The following is a 23911-nucleotide window of genomic DNA, read 5'->3' on the forward strand; positions in this document are numbered from 1 at the left end:
GTTCGGGACTAGAACGACTGCACGATGTTGTTGCGCAGCGTTTTGGGGCTCCAGTAGCCGCTGGCGATGATGCGGCGGATGGTGAAGAGCGGGTCCTGCTGGTCGCGCTTTTCGGCGAGCGAGAAAGCGGCTACGAAGCCGCGCTTCTTCAGCTCGGGGAACGCCTGGGTGTTCCAGAGGCCGAAGGGGTAGGCGAAGTAGTTGATTTTCTTGCCCGTGATTTCCTCCAGCGTTTTGGTGGGCTTGTCAATCTGAGTTTCCCAGTCTTTGCCCTGGTATTTCTTTACGTTGTGGTGGTCCCAGGTGTGCGAGCCGATGACGTTGCCCTCATCGGAAAGCTGCTTCACCATGGCTTTGGTCATGTAGTGCGGGCGGCCAAGGCTAACGGTCATCACGAAGTACATGGCCTTGTAGCCGTACTGCTCCAGTGTAGGGCGGGCAACGGTGAACTGGTCAAGGTCGGTGTCATCAAACGTGAGCATGATGGGCTTGCTCGGCAGTTTGGCGCCGGTAGTCATGTAGGCGTACAGCTGGTCGGGCGAAACAGTGTGGTAGCCCGAATCGGCGAGCATCTTCATCTGCGCCTTGAAGGCCGCGATGGGCACGATGTAGTCCTTGGCGCCCTTCGAGTCGCGGGCCGTCCAGTCGCGAATCTGGTGGTAGCACAGAATGGGCACCTGCGGACGGGCCAGGATGCCGGCCGCATCGGTAGCCTTGCCTGCCGGAATGGTTTTGGGGTCGGGCGCGGGCGTGGCGTTGGCCTCGTCGGTGGCCGTGGCCTGGGTGCCCGAGGTTTTGGCCAGGGCCGGGTCGGTTACCAACGAATCGGCGGCGCCCACGGTGGCTTTGCTGGTGGCCGATTCGCCGGTGGTGGCGGTTTTGGAGTCGCAGGCAGCCAATGTCAGGGCAGCGAGCAGGAGGGAAGCAAGGGAAACTTTCATTGAAACACACGAAGCTGGACTTCGCAACCGGGGAGTGAAATGGGGGTGAATACTGAAACGTGCAAACTTGCGCCGCCAAATAGCGGGCCGACCTGCTACTTTTGCAGCCCACAAAACTAACGCCCAAACTCCCGGCATGCGCACTCCTGGTTCCCGTCTTCCCGCATTTCATGGCACCGGTGTGGCCCTGGTCACGCCCTTCACCCGAGATTTGGCCGTGGACTACGCCGGCTGGCGGCATCTGCTCGATTTCTGCATCGATGGCGGTGTAGAGTACCTCGTGGTAAACGGCACCACTGGCGAGTCGCCCACCACCACGGCCACCGAAAGGGCTGAACTGCTGCGCATAGCCGTAAAGCACGTAGCCGGCCGCGTGCCACTGGTGTACGGCATCGGCGGCAACGATACCGTTGCCACTGAGGAGCTGTTTCGCACCACCGACCTAAAAGGGGTGGCCGCTGTTCTCTCGGCCAGCCCCGCCTACAACAAACCCAGCCAGGCCGGCCTCGTTGCCCACTACACCCACCTGGCCGACGCCAGCCCGCTGCCCATCATCTTGTACAACGTGCCGGGCCGCACGGCGTCCAACCTCACCGCCGAGACCACGCTGCGCCTGGCGCGCCATCCCAACATCATCGGCATCAAGGAGGCCAGCGGCAACATGGAGCAGTGCATGGCCATTGCTGCTGGCAAGCCCAAAGAGTTTTTGCTCCTCTCGGGCGACGACATGCTCACGCCCGCCCTCATCGCCTGCGGGGCTGAAGGCATTATTTCAGTGCTGGCCAACGCTTTCCCCAAACGCTTCGCCGAACTCACCCGCGCCGCCCTGGCGGGCGACTTTGCTACCGCCCGCGCCGGCATCTTCAGCCTGTTGCCCCTCAACCCCCTCATGTATGAGGAAAGCAACCCCGTGGGCGTAAAGGCTGCCCTCGAAGGCCTGGGCGTGTGCGGAGCCGCCGTACGCCTGCCTCTGCTCGAAGCCACCGAAGGCCTGAAAGACCGGATTCGCAAAGCGCTGTAAGATTTTGCCTGTCATTGCGAATGGAGCACCATGGCAATCCGTCCTCCTGATGTGATAACCCTACATATTGTGAAAAGGCCCAGCACTGTGCAGTGTTGGGCCTTTATGTTTTAAGTAGGTGCGTAAAAGTAAACGAGTAAAAGAACGTCATGCAGAGCGCAGCGAAGCATCTCGCATGTAGCAGTAAATCAATCGTTTCACGATGCGAGCGAGATGCTTCGCTGCGCTCTGCATGACGGTTACTTGTGCGTGACTACTTAAGAGACTCTCTGGTTTCAACAGGACGGATTGCCGCATTGCGCTGTGCTCCATTCGTAACGACAGGCAGCACCTATTACCAACCGCTGGCCAGCACATCGGCTATGTGCAGGCACTTAAGTGGCAGGTTCTCCTTTTTGATGTAAGATTCGAGGTGCATGAGGCAGCTCACGTCGGTGCTTATTAGGTAGTTGGCCCCGGTCTCGAGGGCGTGCTCCACTTTCTGCTGCGCCATGGCCACCGAAATGGCTTCAAACTTCACGGCAAAGGTGCCGCCGAAGCCGCAGCAGGTGCTGGTTTCGGCCATTTCAATGCGCTTCAGGCCCACCACGCCGTCCAGCAGCTGGCGTGGGCCTGGGCCAATGCCGCACTCGCGCAGCGCCGAGCAGGAGTCGTGGTAAGTATAGGTGCCGGCCAATTGGGCCCCCGGCACGGCCGTAATGCCCAGCACGCCCACCAGGAACTCCGTCAGCTCATACACGCGGCCCTGCACGCCCCGGCAGGCGCTTTGCCGGGCCGGCGTTTCGGCGAATAGCTCGTTGTAGCTGTTGCGCACCATGCCCACGCACGAGGCCGACGGGCTCACAATGTAGCGCCCGGTGTCGGTGGCCGGGGCAGCAAAGTCCTCCAGAAATTTCTCGGCTACGGCGCGGGCTGCCGGATGGTGGCCGGCGTTGTAGGCCGGCTGGCCGCAGCAGGTTTGGTTGGGGTTGTAGTTGACGTGCACGCCCAGGCGCTCCAGCACCTTCACCATGTTCAGGGCCGTGGCAGGGTAGAGCTGGTCGACGAAGCAGGGGATGAAGATGTCGACGGTAATGGGCATGACGGTAAAGGGATTAATGACTGGGAAACACGGTGGCGGCCATCGCCTGAGCGCGGCCGAATGCGGCCATATCCAACCCCGTTTTAACACCTTGTTCAGCTAGGTAAGCCAGCAGATTTTCGGTGGCCATGTTACCGGTGAGCTCATCGGCTGCCATGGGGCAACCGCCAATACCGCCAATGGCCCCGTCGAAGCGGCGGCAGCCAGCTTCGTAGGCGGCGCTTGCTTTTTCGCGCCAACTGGTGGGGGTAGTGTGCAGGTGAGCCCCGAACTCAATCGCTGGAAAAGCTGGAATCAAGGCCGAAAAAAGAGGCGCAATAGTAGCCGCCGTGCTGGCCCCGATGGTATCGGAAAGGGCCACGATGCGGACGCCCAGGCGGGCCAGCTGCTCGGTGAAATCGGTCACGATTTCCGGGCTCCAGGCGTCGCCGTAGGGGTTGCCGAAACCCATCGACAGGTAGGCTACCAGTGTTTTGCCGCTCCCCTCGCATAGCTCGTGCATGGCGGCTACGTCGGCCAGGGCCTCGGCAGTGCTTTGGTTGGTGTTGCGCCGCTGGAAAGTCTCCGACACCGATAAGGGAAAACCCAGGTAGCTGATTTCGGGGTGCTGTACGGCGGTTTCGGCCCCGCGCCGGTTGGCTACGATGGCGAGCAGCTTGGTTTTCGTCTGGCTCAAATCGAGCCCGGCCAGCACTTCGGCCGTGTCGCGCAGCTGCGGAATCGCCTTGGGCGACACAAACGAGCCAAAGTCCAGGGTGTCAAACCCTACCGCCAGCAGCGCATTGAGGTAAGCCGTTTTGGTAGCAGTAGGAATGAATTCGGTGAGGCCCTGCATGGCATCGCGCGGGCATTCGATGAGCTTCATAATGGAGAGAAGGTGAGGGGCGGGAATGAGCCGTAAAGGTAGCAGCCAACCTCACGCATGGCAGCTAAGCTAGGTTATGGGCACGACCCAGGCGAACCAGCTTGCGGTGGCCCGTGTTCGGAACCCATGCAAATTCAGGTGGATTCTACCATTGCGCGGCCGACCATTCGGCCGTTTACGGGCTGGTTATGGGCCGTGCTGGCGGGCTTGATGCTCATGCTCGGCAGCTGTGGCAAGCAACAAACCCTGCAGGCCATTTTTCAGAAATCGACGCCGCACCAGGTCTACGTCCGCCAGCTAACCCAATCGGGCCTCGACCGTCGCCCGGCTGGTCGGGCTTGGCTTACGGCCGCGGGCCAGGCCCTGCGCGACTCCTTGGTGGTGCCGCTGCCCTTCGCCGAAACCGGCTATTTCCGGCCCGAAGTACCCGCTGCTGCCAGCTACCGCTACGCTGTGCGCGCCGGCGAACAGGTGCACGTCAGCCTTGCGCTCGCAGCCGGGGTTAATGCCCGCGTTTTCCTCGATGCGTTTGAAGTGCAGCCCGGCCAAACCCGGGCCCCGCTCGCTAGTGCCGATACCGTCGTTCTGGACTTTCGCTACCGCGCCGAAACCACGGGCCAGCACCTGCTGCGCGTGCAGCCCGAGCTGCTAACCGCTGGTCGCTATACCCTGCGTGTGGCCCGCGAACCCAGCCTGAGCGTGTTTCCGGTGGGCGGTCGCAACGATGCGGCTGCCGGTAGCTTCTGGGGCGCCAACCGCGACGGCGGTTCCCGCCGCCACGAGGGAATTGACATTTTTGCTCCGCGTGGCACGCCCGCCGTGGCCGCCACCGATGGCTTTATTACCCGCACCGGCGAAACGGCGCTGGGTGGCCGCGTGGTGTGGCTGGCCGACGCCGCCCACGGCGAACACCTCTACTACGCCCACCTCGACAAGCAATTGGTGAGCCCGGGCCAGCGCGTGCGGGCCGGCGATACCCTGGGCCTCGTGGGCAACACTGGCAACGCCCGCACCACGGTGCCGCATTTGCACTTCGGCATTTACCAGAGCGGCCGGGGCGCTATCGACCCGTTCCCTTTTGTGCAGCGCGCTGCCAGTGCACCAGCGCCCCAGGCCGGCCCCGACCGCCGGGGCGAGTTTGTGCGCTTGCGTACAGGCGCTGCGTTGCGGCCCACCGTTGCTGCTAACAATAGCAGTCAATCAATGAAGCTGTCTAAGCAGCTGCCGTTGCTGGTATTGGGGCAGCAAGGCCCGGCGTTGCGCGTGCAAACGCCGGCCGGGCAAATCGGCTACATTGCTACGCAGGCTGTGGTAGGGGCTGGAGCCGCGCCGTTGCGCCGCTTACTGCTGCCCGTGGCCTTGGAACTGCGGGGGCGGCCAGCGGCTACTGCGCCAGCCTGCACGGCGTTGGCTGCCCGCACGGCGGTGGTGGTACTGGGCGAAGTCAACGGTTTCAGCCTGCTGCGCGGCCCGCAGGGGCAAACCGGTTGGGCGGCTATCTAGCTTTGCTCGCAGCTGCCAGAGAATTACCTGTGGCTAACACCAGTTCCTGAGCGAGCCACAGGTGCCGTTGCCGCAATTATTTTTTAGCCAGCACGCGGCTTTGCAGCAGCTTGCCATTCTTGTCGTAATACTCCGTTTTGATGATGCCAACGACCGGGCTGTAGTAGTCAACCTCCCGGCCGGTATTTTTCAGAATAAGGTCGGCGCGAGCGGCGGTAGCCAATTCGCGCTGGCTCTCGACGGGGTAGCAGTTGAAGGTGCCCGCTGGCACGGTAACCGCCACGGGGCCGGCCAGCACCTTGCGCGACTTCACGGTGGTATTCACCTTGGCAATGGCCACCGACGGGCTGCTTACTTTCACTTCTGCGCCCCCTTTGGGCAGGGCTGTGTTGGCCGTGGGCTGGTTGGGCCAGGCTAAAGGCTTGCCGCTAGGCGCCAGCAGGCGGTCGCGAAACGACTTCAGACCCTCGTAGTTGATTTCGCCCAGGCCATCGGTGTACACGGTGTCGCGCTGGCAGGTGTAGGTGAGGTCTTGCTGCTGCAGCACGAGGTTCGAAAGGTCGTAGTAGCCGCTTTTAAGCTTGACGGTAGTTGTCGCCACCTTCTTTTTTTTCTTGCCAACAACCGCCGTGTCGGTTTTGATGCTGAGCACCCGGTAGCGTACCGAGCCGGTTGGTCTGCCTTTGGCATCAAGGAGCTGATATTCTAACTGCTGGCCGGTGCTAAGCCCGAATGGATGAGCGCAGGCCGCGCCCGCCTGCTTAAAGGAAAGGTCTGATACCACAGCTGGGCCGGTGGGAGCGGGCGCTGTTTGAGCCGTAGCGTGTAGGGTATGAAGGCCAATGAATAAACCGAGGAAGTTGCAGAAATAACGCATGGGGCAATGAGCGAAGAATCAGAGAGAGCAAGATACAGCGATGTATAGGCAGGTGGCGTAGCAAGGTGGCGGGCAACCCAGGCCGCAGCCTTGCGTTAGCTGGCGCAGAGCCGTACTTTGCGGCCGCGCTGCTCGCTGGCAGCCTATTTCATCTTCAACTCAGTAATCATGCCCGAATCTACTTCCCCCAACTGGGCCGACATGGCCGCCTCGCTGCTCGGCAAGCTCTCGGGCGGCGTCGAGCTTAGCTGCGCCTTCGACCAGATGGAGCTCCAGGTGCCCAATCCGCAGAATCCCAGTGCCCCCGCCGCCACCTGGAAGCTGAACGGTTCCCTCCGCATCCGCACCCGTGGCGAGCAAACCGCCGCTCCGGCCGCCTCGCAGGCCCAACTGCCCGCCAGTCCCGCCGAGCCCGGTGCCTAGCGCGCTCGAAATCGAGGCTCAGCTGGTGATTAGCTGGAACGGGCACGCCCTGCAACTGGCAGCGGCGGGCACCTACCTCATCCTCAACATTCCGAGCCAGCAGGTGCTCGACCAGCTCACGGCGGGTCCGCCCAAGGCCCCCGGTGCGCCCAAAACCCCCAAGCCCCCGGGCCCCGACCCGCTGCAGCAAATCAACGACCTTATGCGCCGTTTGGGCTGGGTGCTTGACCTGCGCGTGGCCGGCAAAACGTACGTGACGTTTGGGGTGCAACGCACGCCAAAAATCACTCTCAACGCCGTGCTGGGCAAGATTGGCTCCTTTTTTAAGTAAGTAGTGCTGTGCTCACAAGTTGGGTGCGTAACATTTGGGCAAAAGCCGGCCGGCATGCAACTAATTCCGGCCTGTGTAGTTTCGTAGCTACACCCTTGGCGCTACCCCAATGAATTCTGATTCCGAACGCGATAACCAGATTGGAGCCCGGCGCCGGGCCTCCTCGTTTGGGCGCATCGAGCGCCTGCCGCCGCTGATGGTGGCAGGCTACCTGGGCATGCTGGCAATTGCCATCATGTTTGCCATCCTGGTTGCCGCCTACGTGCAGGCCCGCCTCAACAGTGGCGTGACCACCGGGCTCTACGCCTTGCCGCGCTACTTCTCGCTCAGTACCATTGTGCTGCTTGTCAGCAGCTACACCATGGGCCAGGCCCCGCGCCTGTATGCTCAGGACGACCTTCCCAGCCTGGCGCGCTGCCTGGTAGCCACGCTGCTGCTGGGTTGTGTGTTTGCTGGCCTGCAAGTACTGGGCTGGCGTGAGCTATTGCAAAACGGGGTCGCGTTCAGAGGCGAAGGGAGCCGGAGCAGCGGGCAGTTTCTCTACCTTATTTCGGCGTTGCACGTAGCCCACCTGCTCGGCGGCGTGCTGCTGCTGTTGGCCGTACTGCTGCGCGTAGTGCACGCCGAGCGCGATGCCGTGCGCACACTTGTCTTCATCCGTAACCCCTACCACCGCCGGCATTTGCGCCTGCTGGGCACTTACTGGCACTTCATCGACGTGCTGTGGGTGGTGCTGTTTGGCGTGTTCCTGTTTATGTATTGATGACTGCTGGCTGAGCATCGAAGCAAAGAAGTAACGACTCAGGGCTTTACCTCAAGCCAGCCTTTGAAACGCCGGCCATCGGTGTAGGTTGCTAAATAATAGTAGGTTCCGGCCTGTCCCTCGCCGGTCCAGCGGAACTCCCGGTCCGACGACTCGAACACAGGCTGCCCCCAGCGCGAAAACACCTGAATGCGGTCAAAGCGTTTATCGCAAAAATCGACGGGTAGTTCGGGCAGCCGGAAGTCATCGTTCTGGCCGTCGGCGTTTGGGGTGATAATGTTGTAGAGCCTAAGGGTGGGAGACGCCGGCGTTTCTACTTCAAAACGCACTTTTTGGCGCTGGGGCAGGGGGCGGCAGGTGGCATCCAATAGTTGGAAGGTGACATCGAGCGGACGGTGCAGGTTCGCGGCCCCGCAGCTCACATCCCACACGAAAGTGCCACTGGCGCTGCCTGCATCGTTGCGGGCCGTGAAGCGCATACCAGCTTCGGCCAGGGTAAAGTTCTCGCTGCCGGCAGTTAGCGTCAGGTTGTCGCGGTCAGCGTCATTGCCAATAAGGTTTAGGGTAAACGTGGCTCCCAAGGGCAGCCGTACGAGCGGTGGTTCACCAGCCACCTGCGGCAATGGCAGTGGTACCGCTGTGCGCAGCACCGGCGCCGTGTTGGTATAGCGCACCACCACCACCACGTTCACCGTTGCCGTTTGGCGCACACCGCACGGGTCGCTAGCCGCTGTAAACTGGAATACCCGCACCGAGTCGCCGGCTAAAACACGGCAGTCGACTGGCCAGCGGAACCGTGCCACTAGTGGATTGCCCGGGCTGGTGGGAGTGAGTGTAGCCCCCAGGTCGGCAGGCACAAATCCCTGGCCAGTCATGTTCAACTGTACACTTTGGTTGAAAGGTGCGGCCGCCTGCATATCTAAGCTCACTATATCGCCTACACGCACCACTAGCGGGCGGCCCACCGGTGCAGTTGTGCTCACGGTGGGCGGCCCACTGGGGGGCGGCACGGCTATAAAGGCCAGGCGCACGGTGTCGCGCTTGGGCAGGCTGCAACCGTCGTCGGATACTATCACATCAAGCTGCCACACTTCGCCGTGGCTGTCGAGGCACTCCGGGAAGCACAGCGTGCTGCTAAGGGTATCGGGCTGGCCGGCGGCATGCACGGTACCCGTGCTGGCCGTCGTGAAGGTGGGCAGTGGTCCGGCAAAGTTCACTGGCCGCACGGCCAGTGTGAGCCGCGCATTCAGGTCGGGGTCGCTGAAGCGAACGCGCACGCAGCGGCTGCCGGCTGGTCCCAGGCGCAGGGTATCGCGGCCCGGCTGGTAGCGCACCGGCCCGGTCGTGCCGGGCAATATGGCCACCGCGGGGCGCGCATTGGGGGCGCAGGTGAGCACTAGCAACTGAAAGTCGCGGTGCACTTCGCCAATTTTTTCGCCCCGCCGGTACTCCGAGCAGCGCACACCGAAAACAAAAAGCCCTAGGTTGGTGGGCCGCGCGCTCAGGCGGCCGGTGCGCCGGTCGATGCGCAGGGTGGGCGTGCCGGGCAGCGGGGTGGTGGCGCTCAAGCCCGGGTTCCAGGTAACGGGCACGTAGGGCGCGGCCGTGGCGGTGGGCCGGGGTGCGTTGATGGTGGCGTGGCCGTTGAGTGGAGTCACCAGGTCATACACCAGCGAGTCGCCGTCGGTATCGACTCCCCCGAAATCGAAGTAGAAGGGTTCGCCCAAGCAGGCGTACTCCGACAAGGCGGGAAAAAGCCGGGGCGTAGAATTGAGAAACGACTGCCCGTTGCGCGTCACAGCCGGAAATTCAAGGTAGAACGCCTCCGCGGCGTTGCCAGGATTCACGATGTTGGCAATCGAGGCGTTGCGGCAGCACTGCTCCACGGCCGCGTAATACCCCTGGGGCCCGTTGTAAGTACCCGATGGCAGCGAGATTTCCTTGCTATACACCAGCTTGCGCGTGCTGAGAGATGACCGGGCGCAGAGTGGGTTGCTGTAGTTCACCAGGGCATTGCTGGTGAGGGGCAGGGCCACGTCCTGCATGCGGTTGTTGGTGGCCTTGTCGAAAATACTGGCCGTTATAGTGCCGGTAATCAGGTCGGATGCGGCGGCGTTATCGAAGTAAAGATTCAGCGTGAGGACATACGCAGTACCGGAGGTGTGCGTTAATTCCAGTTCGCCGCCTACAATGTGCGAGGCGCGAGCCCGGCCGGCCAGCAGCCATAGGCTGCAGAGCAGCAGCCAAGCGGCGCAGTTTCGGCCCGGTAAGGGAGCTAGCGACCAGAAATAACGAAAAAAGCGCATTCAATCTCTTTTATGCCGAAATATACGCCTGCTTTTGCCTTCGTTGCTCCGCTGTAAGCCGTGGCAATTGCGTACACGGTTCCGTCGGGTAAAGTGCCGCCTATCTTTGCACACCGGCCTTCCTCCTGCCGTTTCTCCACACTCTATGATTGCTCCGCTTGCTATGAACATTCGTCACTGCGCGCTACTACTGCTTATGCTCCTGGCCACGCGGCCCGAACGACTGAGCGCCCAGGCCATAGCCCCTGCACTGAAGGCCACCGACCTCGAAGGCGGGCACAGCTGTGCCGCCACCCGGGGCATTGCTGTTCAGCGGACCACCACTGCCTCGGTAGCACACCGCGCCAAAATGGAGCGCTACGACGTGAAGTACTACAAGCTGGACCTGGCCCTGGAAAACACGTCGCTCACTATTGCCGGTTCAGCCTGGATGCGCGTACGAATTGGCGCGCAGGCCCTCGACTCGCTGGCCTTTGAGCTGTATAAGGGCGCGCCGGGCGCGGCTACTCTGCTCATCGACTCGGTGGTGGTGAACGGGCTGCGCTCGCCCGGCGTCCGGCGCGTCGGCAACGATGCTACGGCTGCTCTGGCCCGGCCCGCCGCCGCCGGCTCGCTCACCGATGCCCGCATCTACTACCACGGCACGGCACCGAGCGGTGGCTCGGCTGCAATCGGTAATGGGTTCAACAACCGCAGCCAGGTGCGCGTGAATGGGGCTTTTCAACCTTATAACGTTACCTGGAGCCTATCGGAGCCTTTTGCCGCTCACGAGTGGTTTCCCTGTAAGCAGGTGCTCACCGATAAAGCCGATTCCAGCGACGTGTGGGTTACTACCACGCTGCCCAATAAGGTGGGCTCGAATGGCGTGCTGGTGCGCACCGTGCCCCTGCCCGCTAACAAGGTGCGGTACGAGTGGAAATCGCGCCATCCCATCGACTATTACCTGATTTCGGTGGCCGTAGCGCCTTACATTGAAAATGTGACTTACGCCCACCCCAAGGGCGGGCCCACCGTGCCCATCGTCGACTACGTTTATAACCAAAGCACGCTAAATTTTTATCAGGGCGAAATAGCCCGTACGGCCGGCTTCATCGAAAACTACTCCAACCTGGTGGGCCTCTACCCGTTTGCCGACGAAAAGTACGGCCACAGCATGGCCCCGGTAGGTGGGGGCATGGAGCACCAGACGATGACCACGCAGGATAGCTTCAACTTCACGCTTACCGCGCACGAGCTGTTCCACCAATGGTTCGGCGACAATGTAACCTGCGCCAGCTGGCAAGACATCTGGTTGAACGAAGGCTTTGCTTCCTACGGCGAATATTTGTCGCTGCAAGCCTTTGTGCCTGCCGATGCCCGCGGATGGATGAACAACGCGCACGAGTACGCCCAGCGCAGCAACGGCACCGTCTACGTGCCCGATACCACCAACGTAGGGCGTATCTTCGATTACTACCTCTCCTATAAAAAGGGCGCGGCTGTGGTGCACATGCTGCGCTACCTCCTGAACGACGACTCCAAGTTCTTCAATGCCCTGCGCACCTACCAGACCCAGTACCGGGGCCGCACGGCGCGCACCGCCGATTTGCAGCGCGTGTTCGAGGCCGAAGCCGGCCGGCCGCTGGGCTACTTTTTTCAGCAGTGGTATCGGGGGCAGGGCTACCCCACTCTGACTGCCCGCTGGAACCAAGTAGGCAGCACGGTAGTGCTGCGCGTAACCGAAACCGCCTCGGTGCCTACTGTTACCCCATTTTTTGATACCGAGGTTGACTACCGGCTTTCCTTTGCCGACGGCACCAGCCAAACCGTGCGGCTGCATCAGGGCCAGCCGGTGCAAACGTTCCAGTTCGCCGCCACCGGGGCCGTCGTTGGCATCGCCGTCGACCCCGACCAGTGGATACTCGACCTGCCGGCTCCAGCACCGCAGCGCGACAACTCCCTGGCCCTGGCCACGCACACGGCTGGCAGCCTCGCGCCCCTCTCCCTGTTCCCCATTCCTTGCCACGACGTGCTGAACCTGGCCGCGCTGCCCGCCGCCACCGTGCAAAGTGAAGTGGTAGATGCCACTGGCCGCGTGGTGCTGCGCCAGGAGTTGCACGTAGCCCGGCCCCAACTCAATACCCAAGCACTGGCCCCGGGCCTCTACTACCTGCGGCTGCTTGGCCCGGCGGGGGAGCTACTGGGCCGAGGCCAGTTTGTGCGGGAATAACCTGCGAGGTAATGATATAAAAAGCGCCAGCCTTCGTGAGAGGGCTGGCGCTTTGGCTTGTATGACGGGCTGATTTAAAACCGCTGGTAATATTCGGGTATCAGGGCCTGGGTTGCAGCGGTGGGGGCCGGAGCGGCCAGTAACTCGCGCAGTAACTCCTCAAACGATGCCGCCGGCGTGAAGCCGGGTTGGCGTACGGCATTGCTGGCTATGCGAATGAAAAGCGGCTCGCCGTTCACCGCTATCAGGTCGATGGTTACCAACCCAAAACGCTGGTTGCAGTCGCCAGTATCGGGGCAGTCTGTGGGGTTGGGCTTGAAGAGTTGCTTGAGCGTGGTTTCTACCAGGTGCTGCTTGCGCCGGGTGCACTGGTCGGCACAGCCGCGATGGTAGCCCATGCCCAGCAGCCGCTCGCCCAGGTGCTCGTAGAAATGGCGGAAGTTGCCCGGGCCAATGCTTGCATCGTAGAAAAACAGCGCGCCTTCACGCCCAGCTTCAAGCAGGGGCTGCACTTGAAAGCCGCGCCGGCCCCCGGCCCCAATCTTATGCAGATGGTAGGCCTTAAAATAGGGCTCCAGCCAGTTCAGAAACACGTGCTGCTCTACCCAGCGGGCGTGGCGGCGCGCCTGGGCCGGGGTGAGCACCACGGATTGCCAGGCCGCCGGGGCGGTTGCTTTTGAGCGAAATAAATTCTGAATGAATTGGATCAAGGCAGCAAATAATTGTGGAGTCGAAACATGGACCCAGTCAAATAGTTTCTGCGGCCAGGTGGGAATTCAGCTTTATTTACCACATTTCACCGCGGCAGAAAGCTGAAATCGGGCCATAAAAAAGCCGGCTCCCATAGGAAGCCGGCCTTGGTGTTGCAGCAGCGGAGCGTCTATTTCACCCGCGTCCAGGTCTGCGACTTGCCAATGAGTGAGAAACCGATGTAGCCTTTCACTTCCATGGTTTTAGCGTCGTTCACTTTCATGTAGCACGAGTAAGTCTTGCCATCCTTGGGGTTGTATATTTTGCCGTCATCCCACTTGTTGTCGCTGTCGTACTTAAAGCCCTGCATGAATACTATGCCTTGACGCAGGCGGTTACGCAACTTAGGGTCAGGGTTAAGATTATCGGTTTTGGGTTTGCCAGTGGCCGGGTCGTTGGGCACGGTCAGGGTAACGATTCTGCCACACAATTTGTCGCCGCATTTAAAGATTTCAAAGGTGGCATCTTTTTCAGCATCAGTCCAAATGCCTATTGGCGACATGGTTTGGGCCGAGGCCATGCGGACAGCGCCTACTACGAGAAGGACAAGGAGAAGCAGGGTTTTTTTCATTTTAAAATGATGTTTGAGTGGGTTTTCGTAGAAAAGGTAAGGGAAAATTCCCGTTACGTGCCAGTCACGGTCACATTGTCGGCAATTGCAACTTTACGGCCAATTTTTGAGCGGGGCGTTTCTATTGAAAAAATCCACCCATAGAGCAAAAGAAATAGCGCTGATTATCAGCCGTAAATTCACTAAAAACAGGCTTTTGCTAGAAAAAACACGGTTTCACTTTGAACCTTAGCCTCCGCTATTAACTTTACCGCTCAGTAGTGAGTGCTACGACCCCGCTCAAGCAGCCCTAAGGTGCTGGGCCGCGCGAACGGAGGATATGTCGAACGTAAAGAAAGGAGGTACAAAATGTCCAGTAGTCCCAACCAAATCCTGCCAAGCCTGTCGAATGTCGTACGCTTCACCGCAGTACGCGCCTAACAACAGCTTCGTGGGGTAGCTCCTAAGGCTGCCCACATTCGGCCAGGTCTTATCGAAAAGACGCCGGAACTGCACCCCAGTTTCGCCGCTTGGTAAGATTTGAAGGATTAGATGCCCGGTTTGCCCAGTCGCCCTTCAATGGGACGGCAGAGGCAGGCCGGGCATCGCTGCGTTAAAGCCCTTTGGGGTTACAATACTGAGTTATTCGTTTTGGCGGGGTGCCACGCACGCGCACTGATTCCGGTTTAACAAGTGCAAATTCGATTGCGAACTGGTGCTTACCTTCTTTTAACGGGGGCCTTTTTTCGGCTAGCTGTACGTGGCTTTACCGAAGATTTGGTGACTGCCCTAGGTGCCGGCTTCGCAGCAGCTTTTCGGGGTGTAGGGGCTTTCGTAACCTTCTTGGGGGTTGCCCGAACCTTGTGCACTGCCGCTGGCTTTCGCGCCACCGCCTGCCGGTGCACGGGTCGCTTTGCCAGCACCGTCGGTAATGGGGCTACGGACGCGGATTTTCCGGCGAGTGGCACTGGATGAGCAGGTAGCGCTACCACTGGCACAGGCGGCCGCATGGTTGCGGCGGGCGTAGCAGCGGGCGTTTTAGCCCGGGCGGTGGCCCCCATTCCGGTGCCGGGCCCCAGCACCCGCCGCACCTGCATGAAGCGCCGTTCGTAGTCGGTGGTCTCTACTTGGCTCACTTTCACGAAGGGCTCGCGGCGCGAGGAGGAAGCGTGCACGAAGCGCAACGGCAACTCGCCCCGGCGCGAGATGACGATGCCTGCATGGCCGGGGGTGGTGCTGGCCTTGTCGGTGCCGGTGAATACGACGATGTCGCCGGGCTGTGCCTCGGCCCGGGCAATAGGCCGGCCCACATCGATGAGCAAGGAAGTGGAATGCGGAATGGGTACCCCAAAATGCGCAAAGGTGTACATAATGAACCCCGAGCAGTCGAAGCCGGTAAGGGGCGAGGTACCGGCCCACGCGTAGGGCGTGCCGCGCTGGGCCAGCCCGAAGGCCACGACGCTGTCGGCCTTGGCCAGGTCGGGCCGGGCCAAAGGGGCCAAAGCCGCTGGTGAGTACGCTGCCTCACGAACCGGCGATTGCTGGGAGGGTGGGCTCGGGGCGTGGTGGCCCAGGCGCGGCAGGATGGCCAGCATGGCCACGAGTATGGCGCCAAAAATCATCCAGATGTACCGCATGCTGCTGAAAAAACGTAGGAGTGGCCAAGTAAGCGCCACGCTAGCCCTAACGGGCCCAGGCACTGCTAGGTTGGAGGCAACCCGGCAACCTTACTTTGTGCCCTTGCTAGTCCCTCAACTATTTCCGAATGTCAAGAAATTCCACTGCCGCGCTCCGCGCCTTTGCCCTGGCCGGGCTGCTTACGTATCCAGGGGGGGCTGCTACGGCTGCTCCAACCCCGGCGGCGGCCGTGCCCTCGCTGCGCTACACACTGAGCATGCCGCTGCCCCAGTCGCACTATTTTGAAGTGAAAATGGAGCTGGGCGGCTTCGGGGCTGAATACACCGACCTGAAAATGCCGGTGTGGGCCCCGGGCTCTTACCTGGTGCGCGAGTACGCTAAAAATGTAGAGGGCTTTGAGGCCCGCACCGCTGCTGGCCAACCACTGACCTTCGAAAAGCTTAATAAGAACACTTGGCGGGTAAAACACCCCAAGCAGGGCAGTTTCCGGGTGAGCTACCGCGTGTACGCCTTCGAGCTGAGCGTGCGCACCTCGTTTATTGATGCCGACCACGGCTACCTGAACGGCAGCAGCGTATTTATGTACCCCGCCGACAACAAAATGCTGCCCAGCACCGTGGTGGTGCAGCCCGCCACCGGCTGGAGCCAGGTGAGCACGGCCCTGCGCCCCGGCACCGGCAAGTTCACCTACAAAGCCGCGAGCTACGACGAGCTGGCCGACTCGCCAATGGAAATCGGCAACCAGAAAGTCCTCGAATTCACGGCCAATGGCACCCCGCACCAAGTGGCGATGTACGGCCAGTATACTGCCGATGATGCCAAGATTGTGGCCGATATGAAGCGCGTGTGCGAAGAAGCGCACCGCGTATTGGGCCAGAATCCGCTCGACCATTACTTGTTCATCGTGCACAACCTGGAGCGAGGCGGCGGCGGCCTGGAACACCTGTACTCAACCACGCTGGAAGTCGGCCGCACGGCGTACAGCACCGACGCCGGCAACAAGTCCTTTTTGGGTTTGGTGGCGCACGAGTATTTCCACCTCTGGAACGTGAAGCGCATTCGCCCGGTGGCGCTGGGGCCGTTCAACTACGACCAGGAGAACTACACGCACATGCTGTGGGTGAGCGAGGGCATGACCGAATACTACTCCAAGCAGATTCTGGCGCGGGCCGGCCTGCTTACCCGCGAAGAGTACCTGGGCAAGTTGGGCAATACCATTACGGAGGTGGAGAACACGCCCGGCAACCGCGTTCAGTCGGCCGCCGAGTCGAGCTTCGATGCCTGGATTAAGTCGTACCGGCCGAATGAAAACTCCAACAATACCCAAATCAGCTATTACCCCAAGGGCGACGTTATCGGCACTTGGCTCGATTTGAACATTGTGCAGGCTACCCAAGGCAAAAAGCACCTCGACGACGTGTTCCGCCTGCTCTACGACACGTATTATGTGAAAGCCAAGCGTGGCTTCACCGACAAGGAGTACCAGGATGCCGTAGCCACGGTAGCGGGCCGCCGCTTCGACAGCTTCTTCCAGAACAGCGTGTACGACACCCAGCCCATCGATTTCGCCACCGCACTGGGCTATGCCGGCCTCACCCTGATGTCGACACCCGCTTCGCAAGGCACGCTGGGTGCTGCTTTCTCGAACCGCACCGGCAAGCTGCTGGTAGCCGCTGTGGAGCGCGACGGCGCCGCCTGGACTACCGGCCTCAGCGCTACCGATGAAATTGTGCTCATCAACGGCGCCGCCCCCAGCGAGGAAACGGTGAAGGCCCTGGCCGGTGGCCCCGTAGGCAGCGAGGTAACCCTGCAAGTGCGCCGCGATGGCCTCCTGCGCGACATCAAGCTAAAAATGCAGGCCGATACCGACCGCAAGTTCACCATCCAGCCAATGGCCAGCCCAACAGCTGCTCAGCAGGCCGTGCTGGCCAAGTGGCTGGGCAAATAGGCTTTTGGAGAATACACAAAAAAGCCCCGTGCAGCTTGCACGGGGCTTTTTTTGTAGCTTGAACCTGCGAAATTCGTTGAAGCTAAGGGTTACTTAATCCGCTTCAGCTCCACTTTCTGCACCGGCGCAATCACGAGCGGCACCTTCTCTACTTTTACCGAGGAGGTGTCGAGGCCGAAGTACTGGTCTTCGGAAGCGATGAACTGGCGGATGTAGAAGTAGGCCTGCATCACGAGCTTCTCCATGGTTGGGAAGTCGTTCTCGACGGAGAGGAACTTCTCGAGTACCACGAAGCGAAAATCGCCGGTCACGTGCTGTTTACTCAGCGACTCGTAGCGCGAGGTGATGTCCACTTCCTTGTTGCGCACCAGGTCCTCAATCACCTTGCGGAAGTAAAGGTTGATGCGCTGCTGCACCCGGAAGCCCAGACGGAAGTTGATGCGGAACACGTCGTCTTTGGCCACTTCCGTTACCTTGTATTCCATAGTGTAGGGCTCGTCGGTGGTGTCGACGTGGATGAACCAGTAGATGTCGGCCCGCTTGGGGCGCTTCTGGAAAATGGAGTAGATGATTTTCTGCTCAATCTCGGAGCTGCGCTCGGCCGAGGTGAGGAACACCAGATGGGTTGAGTATTTCGGAATGGATTCGTCGTCGCTGAGTTGCTTGAGGGCATCGACGTAGGGTTCCAGCTTCACGAATTCGGTGAGGCGGCGCTTGATGTAGTAGGCTTTCAGCCACACGTACATCACGCCCATGAGCGTGCCGCCGATGGCCAGCGACACCCAGCCGCCGTGCGGAAACTTAATCATGTTGGCCACCAGAAACGAGCCTTCGATAATGCCATACACCACTGCAAACAGGATGATGAGCGGCAGGGAAACTTTCTTGGCCTTCAGCCATACGGTGAGCAAAATGGTGGTCATCAGCATGGTGAGCGTGATGGCCAGGCCGTAGGCTGCTTCCATGTTGGTCGACTCGCGGAAGTACAGCACCACCCCGATGCAGCCCAGCAGCAGCAGCCGGTTCATGCTGGGCACGAAAAGCTGGCCCTTCACGTCGGTGGGATAGTTGAGCTTCACCTTGGGCCACATGTTCAGGCGAATAGCCTCGGCTACCAGCGTGAAGGAACCGGTGATGAGGGCTTGCGAAGCAATAACGGCCGCAATGGTGGCGATGCTGATGCCGATAAGTAGGAACCAGTCGGGCATGAGGGCATAAAACGGGTTTTTGCCCTCAAGCATCTGGCCCTGGTGGGCCAGCAGCCAGGCGCCCTGGCCCAGGTAGTTGAGCAGCAGCGAGGTTTTTACAAAAGTCCAGCTAATGCGAATGTTGCCCTTGCCGCAGTGACCCAGGTCCGAATACAGCGCCTCGGCCCCGGTAGTGCAGAGGAACACCGAGCCCAGCAGCCAGAAACCGCCGGGGTAATGCACCAGCAGGTCGTAGGCATAGTAGGGGTTCACCGCCTTAAGAATAACGGGATTCTGCACTATCCAGGAAATGCCCAACACCCCCAGCATGGTGAACCACAGCAGCATGATGGGACCGAAGGCCTTGCCGACAATCTGAGTACCAAAGCTTTGCAAAAGGAAAAGCCCCGCGATAATGCCAATGACAATGTACACGACAATGTCCTGCGTGAGCTGCGGAAACACGTTCTTAAGCCCTTCGACGGCCGATGACACCGAAATGGGCGGGGTAATCACGCCATCGGCCAGCAGGGCCGAGCCGCCGATGATGGCCACGGCCGAAAGCCAAGCCCCGCGCCGCCGCACCAGGGCGTAAAGCGAGAAAATGCCGCCTTCCCCGTTGTTGTCGGCGTTTAGCGTGAGCAGCACGTACTTAACGGTGGTCTGGAGCGTGAGCGTCCAGATAACGCAGGAGATGCCACCCAGCACCAGTTTTGCATCAATCAAGTCGGGCACGCGGCCGCTCTTGAGGATGGACGACATCACGTAGAGCGGCGAGGTGCCGATGTCGCCGTAGATGATGCCTAAGGCAATCAGCAGCCCCGCCCCGGAAATGGCGGTGTGCGAGTGTTTCGAATCAGAACTCATAAGGGGAAAGTCAGGTATCGCAGAGGCGTGGCGGTGGCTGGAATTGGTTTACGGGGCGCGAAGGTAGCAGGTAGACCCGGGCTGGCAGCTTTGCCGCCGCCCGACAATGGTAGCCGGCGGTCAGTATTAGGGGTTAATTTCCGGAGCAGGGCCGGATTGTGCCACCTGGTTATAAAGAGCTGCTTCGGCGGCTTGTTGGGCGGCCAGGCGCATGGTCTCATCGGCGGCAGCCAGCTCGGCGGCAGCCAGGCGGGCGGCGTGGTCGTGCACCCGGAAAATGCGGCGGTTTAGCTCCGCGGTGAGGCGTTGCCAGGGCGGCGTTTCGCCGGGCAGGGCAAAGTTGACGACCTCGCGGCCCAGGCGGTGCAGACGCAAGCGGTTGGTGCCGCGGTGCCCATAGGCCAGCAGCAGGCCGGTGAGGGCCATGCCCAGCATGGCCGGGCCGGTGCGCAGCCCGTTCTGCAAATAGGTAATCATCACGAAGGCCAGCCCCAGCCCGCCCAGCAAAAACCACAGTATCCAGCGCACGTGGGCCACGTCGGCCCGCTCCAGCTCGCGCAGCAGAAATTCCCGGCCCTGCACCGTCACGGTGGTGTCGGTGATAAGCACGCGGCCGTCGTCGGATTTCACCACGGGCAGCGCAGGCAACTCCAGCAGCAGCTCGGGTGCTGCTGTGTAAGTTGGGCCAGCTGCCGGGGCCGGTTCGGCAGGTGTAGTCAGCAAAGCGGCCCCGGAAAGTTGTTCCGGGGCCACGTTGGGCTGGTCAGCGGGAGGCTGCGCTTCGAAGGAATTCATGGTCTTGGAAACAGCCGGGATGGTGCTGATGGGGCGGCTCCAGGTTGGGGCCGCCGTGCGGGTAGCGACGGGAGAAACTCCCGCCGCTACGCTCGCTCAGTTGTTTACTTTCAGCAGCTCCACGTCGAAAATCAGGGCCGTGTCGCCGGGGATGTCGCGACCCGCGCCACGCTTGCCGTAGGCCAGGTCGGAGGGGATGTAGAGGCGGTACTTCGAGCCTTCGGCCATGAGCTGCAGGGCCTCTGTCCAGCCAGCAATTACGCCGTTCACGGGGAAGGTGGCGGGTTGGCCGCGCTGGTAGCTGCTGTCGAACACAGTGCCGTTGATGAGGGTGCCGTGGTAGTGCGTGGTTACCGACGATTTCAGGCTGGGCTTGGCGCCCGTGCCCTGCGTGATTACCTCGTATTGCAGGCCGCTGGGCAGGGTGGTAACGCCGGCTTTGCTGGCGTTTTCGGCGAGGAAGGCTTCGCCTTCGGCTTTGTTGTTTTTCATGGTATCGGGGTCTTGGGTGTCTTCTTCTTCAGCGCCGCCGCCCATCTGCTCCTGCAGCTGTTGCATGGCGGCCTGCATCTGCTCCTGGGTGAGGCGGCTGGGGAGGCCCTGGAGGCCTTCTTTCAAAGCACCGGCCAGGGTCTCTACGTCCAGGTCGAGGCCCTGCTGGGCAAAATTGCGGGCCAGGTCGCGGCCAATGATGTAGCTCACCTGAGCTTGTTGGGAATCGAGGTTCATAAAACCAGGAGGGGGATTGGTGAAACGCCGAAGCCGGCAGCATGCCGGCGTTCGCCGCTGTGAATAGTGTTGCCACGGGTTACGCCGTTGCAGGGGCAAAGTTCCAAAAGCCGCGCCGAACCGGCCAAGCCCGCCGCTTTGGCCGAAACAGCAACAAAAAAGCCCGGCTAATAGGCCAGGCTTTTTTCATAAATAACGCGAATAGGCAGTCTAACGATAGAATAACGGTTAGCAATAGTGCTGGTGGTCGTCGTCGCCGTGGAAGAAAAACGTCAGGTCGAGGTCGGCCAGTTTGGCAGCCAGGTAGGCTACGCCGCCGGCGAGCAGTAACGAGGAAAACGAGAGGGCAGTGGTCTTTTTCATATCGAGTGGGTAATGGCTGGTGGTAATTCCAGTGCAAATATACGACAACTGACGAATAATGTTATGCATGCAGCATAATTAATTCTGCGTTAACCTATCTATGCAGCCTGATAACCAAGCTGGTGCAAACCTATGCGCAGGTCTTGGCTTTCCCTATACCCCAAAATCAACTACTTCGCGCACGCCCCCAACGGGCAAGTCGCCCAGCCAAATGTCGGCCACCCGCACCCGCACCAGGCGCAGGGTAGGGAAGCCCACCGCAGCCGTCATCTTTCGGACTTGCCGGAACTTGCCTTCGGTGAGGGTAATACTGACCCAACTGGTCGGGCCGTGGCGGTCGTCGCGGATTTTGCGGCTTCGCGGCGCAAAATTCGGGGCGGGGTCGAGGCGAGCAGCGCTGCAGGGGCTGGTGAGGTAGCGCACGTTGTGAATGCCAATTTCGACGCCGGTTTGCAGCTGAGCAATGGATTCATCGGTAATCAGGCCGTCGACCTGAGCGTAGTATTCCTTCTCAACTTTTTTGCTGCGCACCAGTTCGCTCGTGCGGCCATCGGTGGTGAGCAGGAGCAGGCCTTCGCTGTCTTCATCGAGCCGGCCAATGGCCATGACGCCTTCTGGAAAGTCGTGAAACTCGCCGAGTTTTCTCTTCTTGGCTTCGCCCACAAACTGGCTGAGGTAGCCAAAAGGCTTGTGGATAAGAAAGTGGCGATGTGACATGAAAACTCGAAAAACACCTGCTGGCGGGCCCTGGCAAAACAGCTAAACTCGGTAAATAAGCAGGCTAGCGTGCTGCAAAAGTAGGGTTTGGGCAGTGCGATTGCATGTATCGTGCTGCCTGAGCGGTATGCGGCGGAGCTAGTGCAGCTCTTCGACTTCGACGCGCTGGTTGCGAGCATCGGGTGTGGGATAGAGCAGGCGGGTGTCGCCATAGCCCACAATTTGGAGGCGGGTGAGGGCAATGCCGGCATTTGCCAGGTAGGCTTGCACGGCCCGGGCGCGCCGTTCGGATAAAGCCACGTTTTTAGCGGGCTCCCCAATGCGGTCGGTGTGGCCGGCAATGCGCAGGCGCAGCGTGGGCCGGGCTCGCAGGTTGGCCGCCAGCTGGTCGAGGGCCGGGCCGGATTCGGGCACCAGCACGGCCGTCGCCGTGCGGAACAGCACGGTGGGCAATACCACGCGCGCCAATTGGGCGGGGCGGGCCCCTGGCGGACGGGACGTGTGGGGCAATGGCCTGGCCACGGCCGGCACCACGCGCACCGTTATGGGTACAGGCCGGCTGCGCGGAGTAGCATAGTACCCCTGGGTGAGGTAAAAGGTGGTGTTTTTTTGCAGTCGAACGGCGTAGGTGTTGCCGCTGGCCAACCGGTGCTGCCGGGCCGAGTCGGCAAACCACTTCACTTCGCGGCCCGAAACGCGCAGGGTGCTCAGGGCGCCGGCTGGTACTGCGGCTGCCGATTTTAACCGAATGCGGTAGAACGTGAACAGGCCGGTGTTGCAGTCGCCCTGCGGGCGGTAGGTGGCGCGGCCGGTGAGGCTTTCTTCGATAGCGTTGTAGGTAAGCGCCAGGCTGCCCTGGCACCAGAAGCCCCCGTTGTTGGTATGCTGGCTGATGATGCGCGCATGCACTAAGCGTAAGACCGGACCAGTTTGGCGGCCACGCATTGCAAAGGCGCCCGTAAAATTGGGGTTGGTGTCGTTTTGCTGATACAACTCGCCGGTGACGGCATTGCCCGGCCACGTGCGCAGGGTGAGGTGCGACGACCAACTGCCCACCCGCGGCGGCGTTACCTCCAGGCCCTGCCAGTTGCCGCTCAAGTTCTGGCAGAGCGCCGGAGTGGTAAACCCTACCGCTGCCACGCCACACCAGATAGAAAGGATTGCCTGTTTCAAGCGTACGTCTACTTTTTGGGAGCTCCGCGCTGCTCGGCCCGGATGCTTTCGGCTACTTCCACCATAGGGGCCACCCAGATTTCCTTTTCGTGAGCCTTAAGGTAGCGCAGCAACTGGCGATGCGCGGGGAGACTCACATTCAGTCCGTGGCCGCCGCCCACGCCGTGAAATAAGAACACCAGTAGCGTGTGCGAGGCCTGAGCCTGCTTCACCAAATCAATGAGGTACTGGCCCGGCTCGCCGTTTATCATGTAGCTGTCGATGTTGGCCAAATCGACCTGAGCAGCGGTTTGCAGGCCGGGCGAAACGCCCCGGGCGGCCACGAAATCATTTTTTAGCTGGTCGTAGAACTGGACGCCGCCAATGGTGCGGTCGCCGCAGGGATAGGCGAAGGTGCGGGTGGTTTTGCCGTCGATGGCCGCGAGCAGGGTGTTGTTGGCCCGGATTTCATCCACGGCGCGGCCCACAGTGTACTTACTTAGGTCGTGGTCGGGGCTCACGAAGCTGCGGCCGGGCAGGCTGCCATCGCAGGGATGAAACAGGGCGTGGTTGCCCAGCTCGTGCCCGCGCCGGGCGGCGGCGCGCCACTCGGAAATGCGCCTGGTTACGGCCGGGCTGTAGCCAATCAGGTAAAAGGTGCCGCGCAGTTGCACCGAGTCCAGGGCCGGCACCACGTTGTCGAGGTCCACGTCGATGGCGTCGTCGTAAGTGAGCACCACGGCACATTGCTTGTTGTTCCAGCGGGCCGGCTGGGCACATGCCGGACTGGTGCAGAGAAGCGTTGCCAGCAGCGTAAAACTCGTGAGCAGTTTCATTGGGGCGGTGAAAGGCCGGAGCGCAAAGATGCCGCCGCCAGGGGCGAACCTGCGTGGCC

General features: G+C 61.0%; 22 protein-coding genes. 7 read left to right on the forward strand and 15 right to left on the reverse strand.

Annotated features, from left to right (window positions below; translation table 11 throughout):
• Positions 1–8 precede the first annotated feature (8 nt).
• The gene (locus tag ABD837_RS01575) at positions 9–941 is read right to left on the reverse strand and encodes a polysaccharide deacetylase family protein (protein WP_345049467.1); all 933 of its coding nucleotides are present in this window, start codon (positions 939–941) and stop codon (positions 9–11) included.
• 136 nt (positions 942–1077) lie between these two features.
• On the opposite strand from ABD837_RS01575, the gene dapA reads away from it, so the two are divergent.
• Positions 1078–1962 (forward strand): 4-hydroxy-tetrahydrodipicolinate synthase, encoded by an 885-nt coding sequence (dapA, locus tag ABD837_RS01580; protein WP_345049470.1) that lies wholly within the window; start codon positions 1078–1080, stop codon positions 1960–1962.
• A gap of 334 nt (positions 1963–2296) precedes the next feature.
• Here dapA and ABD837_RS01585 read toward each other — a convergent pair whose 3' ends face one another.
• Positions 2297–3043, reverse strand: coding sequence for a (Fe-S)-binding protein (locus ABD837_RS01585; RefSeq protein ID WP_345049472.1), 747 nt, complete (start codon positions 3041–3043; stop codon positions 2297–2299).
• 13 nt (positions 3044–3056) lie between these two features.
• Positions 3057–3908, reverse strand: coding sequence for a hydroxymethylglutaryl-CoA lyase (locus ABD837_RS01590; RefSeq protein WP_345049474.1), 852 nt, complete (start codon positions 3906–3908; stop codon positions 3057–3059).
• A 126-nt stretch (positions 3909–4034) separates the two neighbouring features.
• On the opposite strand from ABD837_RS01590, the gene ABD837_RS01595 reads away from it, so the two are divergent.
• On the forward strand, positions 4035–5411 hold the full coding sequence (locus ABD837_RS01595) for a M23 family metallopeptidase (protein ID WP_345049476.1): 1377 nt from the start codon (positions 4035–4037) through the stop codon (positions 5409–5411).
• Between the two features lie 76 nt (positions 5412–5487).
• Here ABD837_RS01595 and ABD837_RS01600 read toward each other — a convergent pair whose 3' ends face one another.
• A complete protein-coding gene (locus ABD837_RS01600) occupies positions 5488–6288 on the reverse strand; it encodes a TapB family protein (protein ID WP_345049479.1) in 801 nt (266 codons plus the stop codon).
• 168 nt (positions 6289–6456) lie between these two features.
• Between ABD837_RS01600 and ABD837_RS01605 the strand changes: the two genes are divergently transcribed.
• From ABD837_RS01605 to ABD837_RS01615, 3 genes are all read left to right on the forward strand, one after another.
• Entirely contained in the window at positions 6457–6711 is a 255-nt protein-coding gene (locus ABD837_RS01605; RefSeq protein ID WP_345049481.1) for a hypothetical protein, read from the forward strand.
• Positions 6704–7042, forward strand: coding sequence for a hypothetical protein (locus ABD837_RS01610; RefSeq protein ID WP_345049485.1), 339 nt, complete (start codon positions 6704–6706; stop codon positions 7040–7042). The genes ABD837_RS01605 and ABD837_RS01610 overlap by 8 nt, the downstream gene beginning before the upstream one ends.
• Before the next feature lie 109 nt (positions 7043–7151).
• Positions 7152–7805 carry a cytochrome c oxidase subunit 3 gene (locus ABD837_RS01615; protein WP_345049488.1) on the forward strand — a complete coding sequence of 218 codons (654 nt, stop codon included), beginning with the start codon at positions 7152–7154 and terminating at the stop codon, positions 7803–7805.
• 38 nt (positions 7806–7843) lie between these two features.
• On the opposite strand, the gene ABD837_RS01620 is transcribed toward ABD837_RS01615, so the two are convergent.
• A complete protein-coding gene (locus ABD837_RS01620) occupies positions 7844–10111 on the reverse strand; it encodes a T9SS type B sorting domain-containing protein (RefSeq protein WP_345049491.1) in 2268 nt (755 codons plus the stop codon).
• 145 nt (positions 10112–10256) lie between these two features.
• Between ABD837_RS01620 and ABD837_RS01625 the strand changes: the two genes are divergently transcribed.
• Complete coding sequence (locus ABD837_RS01625; protein WP_345049494.1) at positions 10257–12320, forward strand: M1 family aminopeptidase; 2064 nt, start codon at positions 10257–10259, stop codon at positions 12318–12320.
• A 74-nt stretch (positions 12321–12394) separates the two neighbouring features.
• Here ABD837_RS01625 and ABD837_RS01630 read toward each other — a convergent pair whose 3' ends face one another.
• From ABD837_RS01630 to ABD837_RS01640, 3 genes are all read right to left on the reverse strand, one after another.
• On the reverse strand, positions 12395–13030 hold the full coding sequence (locus tag ABD837_RS01630) for a hypothetical protein (RefSeq protein WP_345049497.1): 636 nt from the start codon (positions 13028–13030) through the stop codon (positions 12395–12397).
• Between the two features lie 170 nt (positions 13031–13200).
• Entirely contained in the window at positions 13201–13641 is a 441-nt protein-coding gene (locus ABD837_RS01635; RefSeq protein WP_345049500.1) for a DUF2147 domain-containing protein, read from the reverse strand.
• Between the two features lie 698 nt (positions 13642–14339).
• Entirely contained in the window at positions 14340–15257 is a 918-nt protein-coding gene (locus ABD837_RS01640) for a C40 family peptidase (protein ID WP_345049501.1), read from the reverse strand.
• Between the two features lie 128 nt (positions 15258–15385).
• On the opposite strand from ABD837_RS01640, the gene ABD837_RS01645 reads away from it, so the two are divergent.
• The gene (locus ABD837_RS01645; protein ID WP_345049504.1) at positions 15386–17206 is read left to right on the forward strand and encodes a M61 family metallopeptidase; all 1821 of its coding nucleotides are present in this window, start codon (positions 15386–15388) and stop codon (positions 17204–17206) included.
• A gap of 89 nt (positions 17207–17295) precedes the next feature.
• Here ABD837_RS01645 and ABD837_RS01650 read toward each other — a convergent pair whose 3' ends face one another.
• The 7 genes from ABD837_RS01650 to ABD837_RS01680 form a co-directional block, all read right to left on the reverse strand.
• Positions 17296–19260, reverse strand: coding sequence for a KUP/HAK/KT family potassium transporter (locus tag ABD837_RS01650; protein WP_345049506.1), 1965 nt, complete (start codon positions 19258–19260; stop codon positions 17296–17298).
• Between the two features lie 126 nt (positions 19261–19386).
• Positions 19387–20055 carry a hypothetical protein gene (locus ABD837_RS01655; protein WP_345049508.1) on the reverse strand — a complete coding sequence of 223 codons (669 nt, stop codon included), beginning with the start codon at positions 20053–20055 and terminating at the stop codon, positions 19387–19389.
• A gap of 96 nt (positions 20056–20151) precedes the next feature.
• The gene (bamJ, locus tag ABD837_RS01660; RefSeq protein WP_345049510.1) at positions 20152–20784 is read right to left on the reverse strand and encodes a BamJ family beta-barrel-assembly machinery protein; all 633 of its coding nucleotides are present in this window, start codon (positions 20782–20784) and stop codon (positions 20152–20154) included.
• A gap of 228 nt (positions 20785–21012) precedes the next feature.
• Positions 21013–21147 (reverse strand): hypothetical protein, encoded by a 135-nt coding sequence (locus tag ABD837_RS01665; RefSeq protein WP_345049512.1) that lies wholly within the window; start codon positions 21145–21147, stop codon positions 21013–21015.
• 153 nt (positions 21148–21300) lie between these two features.
• Positions 21301–21864 carry a pseudouridine synthase gene (locus tag ABD837_RS01670; protein WP_345049513.1) on the reverse strand — a complete coding sequence of 188 codons (564 nt, stop codon included), beginning with the start codon at positions 21862–21864 and terminating at the stop codon, positions 21301–21303.
• Between the two features lie 138 nt (positions 21865–22002).
• Positions 22003–23037, reverse strand: a complete 1035-nt coding sequence (locus ABD837_RS01675) for an OmpA family protein (protein WP_345049516.1) — start codon at positions 23035–23037, stop codon at positions 22003–22005.
• Between the two features lie 8 nt (positions 23038–23045).
• Entirely contained in the window at positions 23046–23852 is an 807-nt protein-coding gene (locus ABD837_RS01680) for a polysaccharide deacetylase family protein (protein WP_345049519.1), read from the reverse strand.
• Positions 23853–23911: the final 59 nt, after the last annotated feature.

It is taken from the genome of Hymenobacter glaciei (genome assembly GCF_039539585.1).
In the GTDB taxonomy this organism is placed as follows: Bacteria; Bacteroidota; Bacteroidia; order Cytophagales; family Hymenobacteraceae; genus Hymenobacter; species Hymenobacter glaciei.

Bases quoted from the DNA above. Each gene is read 5' to 3' on its own strand.
- ABD837_RS01575 (WP_345049467.1), bottom strand. From the start codon at position 941: ATGAAAGTTTCCCTTGCTTCCCTCCTGCTCGCTGCCCTGACATTGGCT.
- dapA (WP_345049470.1), top strand. From the start codon at position 1,078: ATGCGCACTCCTGGTTCCCGTCTTCCCGCATTTCATGGCACCGGTGTG.
- ABD837_RS01585 (WP_345049472.1), bottom strand. From the start codon at position 3,043: ATGCCCATTACCGTCGACATCTTCATCCCCTGCTTCGTCGACCAGCTC.
- ABD837_RS01590 (WP_345049474.1), bottom strand. From the start codon at position 3,908: ATGAAGCTCATCGAATGCCCGCGCGATGCCATGCAGGGCCTCACCGAA.
- ABD837_RS01595 (WP_345049476.1), top strand. From the start codon at position 4,035: ATGCAAATTCAGGTGGATTCTACCATTGCGCGGCCGACCATTCGGCCG.
- ABD837_RS01600 (WP_345049479.1), bottom strand. From the start codon at position 6,288: ATGCGTTATTTCTGCAACTTCCTCGGTTTATTCATTGGCCTTCATACC.
- ABD837_RS01605 (WP_345049481.1), top strand. From the start codon at position 6,457: ATGCCCGAATCTACTTCCCCCAACTGGGCCGACATGGCCGCCTCGCTG.
- ABD837_RS01615 (WP_345049488.1), top strand. From the start codon at position 7,152: ATGAATTCTGATTCCGAACGCGATAACCAGATTGGAGCCCGGCGCCGG.
- ABD837_RS01620 (WP_345049491.1), bottom strand. From the start codon at position 10,111: ATGCGCTTTTTTCGTTATTTCTGGTCGCTAGCTCCCTTACCGGGCCGA.
- ABD837_RS01625 (WP_345049494.1), top strand. From the start codon at position 10,257: ATGATTGCTCCGCTTGCTATGAACATTCGTCACTGCGCGCTACTACTG.
- ABD837_RS01635 (WP_345049500.1), bottom strand. From the start codon at position 13,641: ATGAAAAAAACCCTGCTTCTCCTTGTCCTTCTCGTAGTAGGCGCTGTC.
- ABD837_RS01640 (WP_345049501.1), bottom strand. From the start codon at position 15,257: ATGCGGTACATCTGGATGATTTTTGGCGCCATACTCGTGGCCATGCTG.
- ABD837_RS01645 (WP_345049504.1), top strand. From the start codon at position 15,386: ATGTCAAGAAATTCCACTGCCGCGCTCCGCGCCTTTGCCCTGGCCGGG.
- ABD837_RS01650 (WP_345049506.1), bottom strand. From the start codon at position 19,260: ATGAGTTCTGATTCGAAACACTCGCACACCGCCATTTCCGGGGCGGGG.
- ABD837_RS01655 (WP_345049508.1), bottom strand. From the start codon at position 20,055: ATGAATTCCTTCGAAGCGCAGCCTCCCGCTGACCAGCCCAACGTGGCC.
- bamJ (WP_345049510.1), bottom strand. From the start codon at position 20,784: ATGAACCTCGATTCCCAACAAGCTCAGGTGAGCTACATCATTGGCCGC.
- ABD837_RS01665 (WP_345049512.1), bottom strand. From the start codon at position 21,147: ATGAAAAAGACCACTGCCCTCTCGTTTTCCTCGTTACTGCTCGCCGGC.
- ABD837_RS01670 (WP_345049513.1), bottom strand. From the start codon at position 21,864: ATGTCACATCGCCACTTTCTTATCCACAAGCCTTTTGGCTACCTCAGC.
- ABD837_RS01680 (WP_345049519.1), bottom strand. From the start codon at position 23,852: ATGAAACTGCTCACGAGTTTTACGCTGCTGGCAACGCTTCTCTGCACC.